General features: G+C 40.2%; 6 protein-coding genes and 1 pseudogene. 4 read left to right on the forward strand and 3 right to left on the reverse strand.

The window, feature by feature from the left end:
- Positions 1-303 precede the first annotated feature (303 nt).
- Entirely contained in the window at positions 304-1479 is a 1176-nt protein-coding gene (locus EKM61_RS10625; protein ID WP_014216276.1) for an IS256 family transposase, read from the forward strand.
- Positions 1480-1604: 125 nt separating this feature from the next.
- Positions 1605-2111: pseudogene (locus EKM61_RS10630) on the forward strand (IS5 family transposase); the annotation flags it as partial.
- An 80-nt stretch (positions 2112-2191) separates the two neighbouring features.
- On the opposite strand, the gene EKM61_RS10635 reads toward EKM61_RS10630, so the two are convergent.
- On the reverse strand, positions 2192-3721 hold the full coding sequence (locus tag EKM61_RS10635) for a primase C-terminal domain-containing protein (RefSeq protein WP_014216274.1): 1530 nt from the start codon (positions 3719-3721) through the stop codon (positions 2192-2194).
- A gap of 611 nt (positions 3722-4332) precedes the next feature.
- On the opposite strand from EKM61_RS10635, the gene EKM61_RS10640 reads away from it, so the two are divergent.
- Complete coding sequence (locus EKM61_RS10640) at positions 4333-5217, forward strand: ParA family protein (RefSeq protein ID WP_014216286.1); 885 nt, start codon at positions 4333-4335, stop codon at positions 5215-5217.
- The gene (locus EKM61_RS10645) at positions 5214-5627 is read left to right on the forward strand and encodes a hypothetical protein (protein ID WP_014216285.1); all 414 of its coding nucleotides are present in this window, start codon (positions 5214-5216) and stop codon (positions 5625-5627) included. Before EKM61_RS10640 ends, EKM61_RS10645 begins: the two co-directional genes overlap by 4 nt.
- A gap of 408 nt (positions 5628-6035) precedes the next feature.
- On the opposite strand, the gene EKM61_RS10650 is transcribed toward EKM61_RS10645, so the two are convergent.
- Positions 6036-6398: a hypothetical protein gene (locus EKM61_RS10650; protein WP_068377255.1), complete on the reverse strand. Its 363-nt coding sequence runs from the start codon at positions 6396-6398 to the stop codon at positions 6036-6038.
- Positions 6399-6494: 96 nt separating this feature from the next.
- Positions 6495-7127 carry a recombinase family protein gene (locus EKM61_RS10655; RefSeq protein ID WP_065675006.1) on the reverse strand — a complete coding sequence of 211 codons (633 nt, stop codon included), beginning with the start codon at positions 7125-7127 and terminating at the stop codon, positions 6495-6497.
- Positions 7128-7558: the final 431 nt, after the last annotated feature.

The following is a 7558-nucleotide window of genomic DNA, read 5'->3' on the forward strand; positions in this document are numbered from 1 at the left end:
AACTTTTGAGTATCTATATTGTATCTATTAGTATCTAAATTATTAGTATAGTCTAGATCTTGTCTCTTTTTGAGAAGCCCGCTTGTACCAAGGGGTTCAGGCGATTTTAATTGCTCTCGCTTAATATAAACGTCTTTTGCTGTTACTTCCAAATCTGCCAAATATAATCTATTTGGTTCGTTTTTGGAGAGCGTAAAATATCTTGTGTAAATGCATAAAAGATTTCTGAATTGTATAGAAATAGGGAATGCCTTCCCTTATGATATTTAGTAACCACAGAAAACATCACAGGAGGCATTCCCCATGAATGAACTTACCACAGAAATTATCGCTGCACTAGCCCAAAAGCAAGATTTGGACGAAGTTTTTCGTCACCACCTCGAAATTGCGATTAACCAGCTGCTTCAAACCGAATTGGCAGAGTTTTTGGGTTACGAACGCTACTCATACGCTGGGATTAACACTGGTAATAACCGCAACGGCAGTTATGAGCGCTCGTTTGATACGAAGTACGGCCAACTTAACTTAACCATTCCTCGAGATCGCAATGGCCGGTTTGAAAATCATACCTTGCCAGCCTACGGTCGGCACAGTGATAATTTAGAAACAACGGTCATTCAGTTGTATACCAAGGGAATTACCACTGCTGAAATTGCCGAACTCATTGAGAAAATGTACGGTGCTCACTACTCCAAAGCCACGGTTTCCAACATGACTAAAGCCGTCAATGAACAGGTTCAAGCTTTCCAGCAACGTCGACTGGCTTCACAATATGCGGCCATCTTCTTAGATGCCACTTACTTGCCGTTAAAGCGGGATACCGTTCAAAAAGAAGCCGTTCATATTGCGATTGGCATTCGTCCAGATGGTACGAAAGAAGTGCTGAACTACCAAGTGGCGCCAACGGAATCGACTGGAATCTGGACTGAACTGCTGGGAACCTTGATCAAGCAGGGCGTTAAAGATGTGCTGTTGTTTGTGGCCGATGGGTTAGTTGGTTTGGATGAAGGCTTGAATCGGCATTTCCCTAAAGCCAAACGACAACGTTGCCTGGTTCACGTTGGGCGGAATCTGATGAACAAATTTCGCGTAAAAGACCGCAAGGCCGTGATCAGTGACTTTAAACAAGTTCATCGGGCCGCCAACCGTGAAGCAGCCGAACTGAAACTGAATGAGTTCGCCAACAACTGGCATCAGACCTATCCCAAATTAATCAAAGATCTGCTTAAAATGCCGAATTTACTCACTTTCATGGACTTTCCATCAGCTATCCGGCAATCACTATACTCCACTAACCTGATTGAGAACTTTAATAAGCATCTCAAGCGCACCACCCACCACAAAGAACAATTTCCAACGGAAGATTCACTGGATCGCTTCCTGGTTTCTCAGTTTAATGTTTATAACGAGAAGTCTCTGAAGCGGATCCACCGAGGGTTCAAAGGACTCCAGGACACCTTGGAAGCATCATTTATTTAAGTTAGATACATATTATATGTACGAAGGCATTTCATTTACACAAGATTCTTGACGCTACCGATTAAACCGACACCAACCGCGGATTCAATCCTGGAAGATTGTTTAAAAAGATTGTCTTTGACTATCGTGACAGACAATCTCGCTCAGCCAAAACAACGTCTGTCATAATTGATGCACAGAGTATTAAAAATACTGATACTGCTGAACATAAGGGGTATGATGCTGGTAAAAAGATATCTGGTATTAAACGACATTTAGCCGTTGATATAAATGGACTACCTCAGGCAATTCATGTAACGACAGTAAATGTATCCGATCGTGATGGCGCTAGTGCTATGTTAGCTCTCAATAGTAGCCACTTAAGCCAAGTATCAACCGTCCTAGTTGATGGGGGCTACACCGGTTCTAATTTTGCAGCAGATGTTCACACTAATTTGAAAGCCACCGTACAGGTGGCTAAGCGTAATGAACTTCATAAGTTTGAGGTACTACCTCAACGTTGGATTATTGAACGCTCATTTAGCTGGCTGGATAAGTGTCGCCGGCTTTGGAAAAACTGCGAACGTCACCTAAATACTAGTCTGCAAATGATTGCTTTAGCGTTTATCTCATTGCTTCTAAAAAGATACTAGACAGCTTCTAAGCGTAGGCACCCAACAAGAGGAGCACCCTATCCTAGATATATACCTATGGCAATTGATAGCAGCACTTTTTACCCCCACCTGCGCTTCCTTTCAAACTCCCATGGCGGCTCTAAGCCTCCCGCCAAATCATGTTCATGTAATCTCGCTAACGTATCGATAACGGCCTCATAACCACTAACAGCTACTGTAGGAACTAGTGGTGTTAAGTACCTTGTCCACACCTGACTTTGAGTCCGACGCTTCGCCATAGCCGACTTAAATAACATGGTTACCGTCGTCAGCAAAGCCGGTTGGTTACCACGTTGAACTTTTTTCACTTGATATGCTGCTTGTAATTGTTTCATAACTCGATTCAAACTGGCGGGAGAAATTCCTAACTCTGCTTGAATCTGACGCGTTGATATAGCGACGGCCGTGGTAGACTTTCCTACTCGATTAATCAATGCTAACACATCTTGACGCCATTCATTAGCATGGCTGTATTGTCGTTCGGCACGTGGCTTAGCAAATTTATGCCAGCCAATCCCAACAACGACTTTACCTGAAAAATTAGGCACCCATTGATCCAATAGTCCTTGAACATAACTCAGTGCGGCCCCTCGATAGTCACCTGAATAAGCGTCTCTGACGCACTGTACAACTTCACGATCGACCAATGGCTCATGTAAATTTGAATTAAACACGTCAAGAACGTCTCTCGCACGCTGCTGAGAAACTTTAGATTGGTACATCGCTAAAGCTAGTGTCATAACGGTGTTATGACGGGCTAAACCATGCCCCGACTTAACTGTTGTCACTTTCAATAACGCTTTAAACCAGGTCTGGTCAACCTGACGACCCTCATCAGAAGACAATGAAATCACCTTACCTCCAGGTTGATCTGTGACGGGAACTTGGGCAGCATAATATTGTGACCACTTCATCAGAGCGCTCACCTGGATCAACATATTAGCATCAAAAAAAATCAGATTATCCTGACGCGGAATTCGGAAAATTCCAAAATTATTGCAGCCTACATCAACCCCAGCCACCCGTTTTTGAATCCATTGCCGCACAAAACTAGACATTTTCTGGGCTGCTTTTAAGACTGGAAACTGGCCGCGTTTCTTCCGCAAAAACATGGGTTGATCAAAAACGTAGTAGACATGGAACCCTTTAGACGTTCGCAAAATCATCGTGGGAATAAATAAATCGGCAACCGTGACCGCACTCAACACTTCCTGCTCCCGGGCATCACGTTCCGCCGCGTCAGAAAAATCAATATCAACGACCAGGCTATTAATTTGCGCGAGGTTATTTTCCCGGTGGCCCCGAACACTCGCCCGATTTTGCGTATAGCCAAGCCAGTTGAAAGTATTGGGTGTCCAGTGAGTCATACGATCAGCGATGGCATCAAGTGCCTCAAAAGAGGTGACCACAACACCATGTGCTTTTTGCATCGAATCCTTACTGCTGAAGAGCGCAATGGCCCCTTTCTTTGTAGAGGTTTCCTTGGCTTGTCCAGCAATATTAGACCGACTATTCTTAACTTTATATGTATGTAATGAATCGTGTAATACCAGTCTTTGTGCGTCTTGAATTGTCTTCAAATCATACATGGCCCGTCACCTCCCTTCAAAATAAACACCTAAATTAGCTTAATAGAAAATACATAGAAAACGAAAAAGCGCAGACAAAAAAGCAACTCAGCGTTATGCCAAGTTGCTTAGGTTAGGAATAGTCCGCCTACTCCCGAATAAACTTCTAAATTTTAAAAATTACCGCCTTCGGATCTAATTAAAAAGATCCAGTGAATTTGCGCAGAAGTCGCTCACCACACGTGTCCCCTTAGTCTTTACCCGGCAGCTTGTCCCCTACCGTTTTGAAATCACACCATTCTCGACATCTCACCATTTTGCTGGTATAATCTTCATAGTTGAAAAAGATTTTTTTCGAGTGCTGACCAATTCCCGTTGGTTGGCGCTTTTCTTATTTATAAGAGAAGTGTACCTCATTATCTCTTCAAAATAAAGAGGTTTCTTTTTTATATTTATAAATTCATACATACATGAATTTATAAATAAATGAATTCATGTATGTATGATTGAACTAATTGCCTTTGTAAAGCAGTTATTGTCAATAGAAATAGGAACCTTGACACAAACAACAATTCAAGTTATACTTATTTTGTTATAAATTCATACATTTATGAAAGCGTGGTGCTTAGAAATTGAAAAAAATAAATTTAAAAAGGCCCCTCACAATTACTGTTGCAAATCAAAAAGGTGGCGCCGGTAAGAGCACAATCACTCGTTACTTAGCCTACAGCCTGTCTCTCCACGGCTATCATGTGCTAGTCGTAGATGAAGATCCACAATCCAATACTACAAAATCATTCGTAGTAACAAAAGAACATAACGAACCAGATTCAGTTTTTGTCTTAGACAAAACAATGATGGCCGGAATCCGAGACCATGATCTAACTGATTTAGTCGTCAACATACTCCCAAATTTAGATCTTATTCCGGCCCATTATGATTTAAAGAATCTAACAAATTATCTTAGCAAACAGTATGGTGTCGCCGAAGAAGGGGACGCCAATTACCACGAAGTTAAATCGAAAAAGCTCTTCTTTTTAAGAGAATTACTTGAACCTCTCAAAAGCCGTGGAACCTATGACTTCATTTTCATTGACACACCACCAACCTCTTCTGATTATACTGACTCCGCTGTAGGAGCGAGTGATTACGTCCTTGTCGCCTTTCAAACTCAATCAGATTCTCTGGACGGGGCCCACAACTTCATTTTCAATCCAGACGAGCTACCAGAGAAGGTAAACGAGTTCGGCGTGCCAACTGATGTACTCGGTATTCTACCGAATCAAATGCAGCGATCCGGAAGTATTGACGAAACTGTAATGCAAGATGCCGTGAACTTCTTTGGAAAAGAAAATATGTTTAAGACAATTGTTCCTTACAAGCGCCGTCTACAATCCGCACCACGAAACGGTCTACGAAATGATAGTTACTGGGACAAAGATATTTTTACTTCATTCTTAGATAATCTGACGAATGAATTCATTGAACGCGTGAACTTAATGGAGAGTGACAAATGATGACTGAATCAAGACAAAAAAAACCCGGTTTTTTCACAAAAGATAATTCTGAAAAAGATACATTAAAAAAAGGATCAGGATTACTCGATAAGTCATACAAACCTGATCCGCAGCCAAAAACCCTATATCGACCTGAACCAACTATAGAAACCAATAATAGCTCTAGGTCCACTCAAGGATTCGGTAATAAGAGTGAACGAAAATCTTTAGTTTTGCCGGCTGAACAATATTATCAGTTTATGGCACTACTTGATCAATCAGCATTTAGTTACACCTATGAGTTACTTGGAGATCAAATGCAGCCACAAATTGATAAAATGAGTCAGGTCGAACGACAGATGTTTGATATGAAGGTAGCCCAACTACGTGAGAAAGATGAAAAGAAGAAAAGAACTCGAAAAAAATTATAAGTTTATACAAGTATGAATTTATAATTGTATAACTAGATTTGATACCACTAGTTACTATCTTCACTATGCTTCTTGATTACGAGCGTCATAGACTCTCTATCCCGTGTTGTAACATTCATATTTGTATACTTTCATAAATTCATATTTACATACAAGTATGAATTTTCAAAAGTCAGTCGTTAAAAATTACGTCTCTTCAATCTTCACACTTTAACATCAATAACGCTTACTCGAACAATAGCATCATTGATAGCTACCAGGCTATCAATGATGCTATTGTTCGTCATATTCAAATTGCTGTAGATCAACACCACCTTAATTACTCGAAGCTTGCAGCGTTTTGGAAAAGAGAGAACTCCATTATAAAAAGCGAAAGTGTTCTCAGAATGCGCCTATTTAACATCTAATTTAAAAATGTGCTCTTCTACTTGTTGAAAAGTATGCTGAAATTACGTGAGGCGCTGCAATTAATGCGTAGTAGATTAAAAAATCTACACTGCTATCTTTAATTATCAATATAATAGGTAACATCGCAGTAGATAAGACGACAAGTGTGGTACGTAACCACGGTACTGTTGTCACATGATTGTTTTCTTTGAAACACGGATTCCTACGCTCAAAAAGTTTTAATAGCGTACTAAAAATTATTAAAACGATGACCGCATAAATCATTATTATTAACCATGAATGAATAATCTCAATCGGAAACAAAATAAAAGCAATGATTAGGTATTGAAAAAGCGTGTAGTTTCCATAATTAATATCAATCATCTCGTTTATCTCCCTTTCAATTTTAACTACAATTAGATATTGGCAAATGTTTAATGTTCGATATTCAGTTAAAATCAACGAATCCCGGTTAACCTTTTATTCGAGAACTTCTTCATTCAACCGATTCTTGATATTAATGACAGTCTGAACCGAGACGCCGGTTTCAGCCGCAATTGCTCGGTAGCTAATTGGGGCACCGGTTGCTTTATTTCTTAACTGCTCAACGATTCGATGATAAATAAACCGTTTCTGCGGATTAGGCGAGTCCTCGGCGTATACCGGCCGAGTTCCGCGGTATTTCCCATTAACCTTAGCAATTTCAATTCCTTGACGCTGGCGCTCACGAATTTTCTTCCGCTCCGTCTGGGCCATATAAGCTAGCAGCTTGGTTAGCATATCGAACATAAATTTGTCCATATCTGAATCACCAGTTTGCATTGAAAGAAACGGGGCATCTAAGACTTCCATTTTAACCTGTTTATCTCTAATCTGTTTGATTATATCACTGGCATCGTCATAGTTTCGACTAAGCCGATCCAATGAGGCCACCACTAATGTATCTCCTTGCCGCACATAAGCAATCGCCGCCTGTAATTCTGGTCGGTTCTGGGTCGATTTGCCCGATTGTTTTTCTTCAAAGATTTTCTCACATCTGGCCACTTTCAAGGCTTCAATTTGGCGGGCCAAATTTTGATCAGTTGAACTAACTCGCGCATAACCAACTTTCATCAATAACTCTCCTTTCAGAGGATCAGTCTCCCCCACCCTACTGCATTCTGTTTAGACACTCTAATTAGACAGTTTGACAAAAACAAAGAACTGCTTGTTATCCCAAGCAGAATCTAAGCTTTTCTTCATAAGTTGATTATACTGCTTTTTGTCCATTTAGGGTACACTTAAATTGAACAGTTTATTTTGAATTAATTTGTTGATATCAATCCTGGAAAAGCAGAATTTTGCACTTATTTCAAGATGCTCCTATGTCAATAAATGGCACATCTTTTTCTAAACACTCGTTCTAATTCTGTCGGAATTAAACCAACTGATGTAATTTGAGGTTCGGATTACCAAGTCCTCAAAATTGGAAATAATTTAAAATATCCTTTTTCATGATCTTTCACCTGTCTTAGATTTTAGAAGTATCACTTGGTTTCTCAATT

Source organism: Loigolactobacillus backii (assembly GCF_003946275.1).
Lineage (GTDB): Bacteria > Bacillota > Bacilli > Lactobacillales > Lactobacillaceae > Loigolactobacillus > Loigolactobacillus backii.